The following is a 593-nucleotide window of genomic DNA, read 5'->3' as shown; positions in this document are numbered from 1 at the left end:
CGACGCTCCGCGCCACGGCGTTCCCGGCCGCCGCGTCCCCGGCGCCGCCCTTGGCCCGGCCCCAGCGTCCGCGCCCGGCCGCCTTCGCGGCCTTGGGCTCCGGCAGCGGCGCCCAGGAGACCATCAGCCCACCGCCGATCAGGCCCGGCAGCAGGGCCAGTCCGAAGCCCCCCAGGTTGGAGACCGGGAGGGAGACCAGCGTCAGCAGCGTGGTGGCGATGCCGGCGAAGACCCGTACGGCCGGCTGGAACCAGGCGGTCAGCCCGAGCACGATCAGCAGCACGCCGATGATCAGTGACCCGGCACCCGCCGTGGTGGCCATGGCCACCGTCATGCCGCCCAACGAGAGCTTGGCGTACGGGAAGTACATGATCGGGACGCCGGCGATCATGGCCAGCAGACCGCCGTAGTACGGCCGCGTCCGACGGAACGTACGGAACACCCGGCGCAGCCACTGGGCGGGGTTCTCGTGCTCGGCGGGCCGGTAGGAGGCAAGGGCGCTGGACACGGTGCAGCTCCTCGATGGTGTGAACGAGGGATGGAGGAGACACGGGATCCGGGGACGGCGCACGCACCGTCCCCGGTCCCGCGGG

1 protein-coding gene is annotated in these 593 nt (G+C 73.2%); it reads right to left on the bottom strand.

Going from position 1 to position 593, the window contains the following annotated elements; genetic code table 11:
• Nucleotides 1-508 (bottom strand): DUF6114 domain-containing protein (locus AE652_RS12945; protein ID WP_049651464.1); only part of this gene is annotated, 508 nt, incomplete at its 3' end.
• Nucleotides 509-593: the final 85 nt, after the last annotated feature.

This window comes from Kitasatospora sp. MY 5-36, assembly GCF_001182915.1.
GTDB lineage: Bacteria > Actinomycetota > Actinomycetes > Streptomycetales > Streptomycetaceae > Kitasatospora.
Note: the sequence above shows the minus strand (reverse complement) of the source record. Positions and strands in the feature narration are given on the sequence as shown.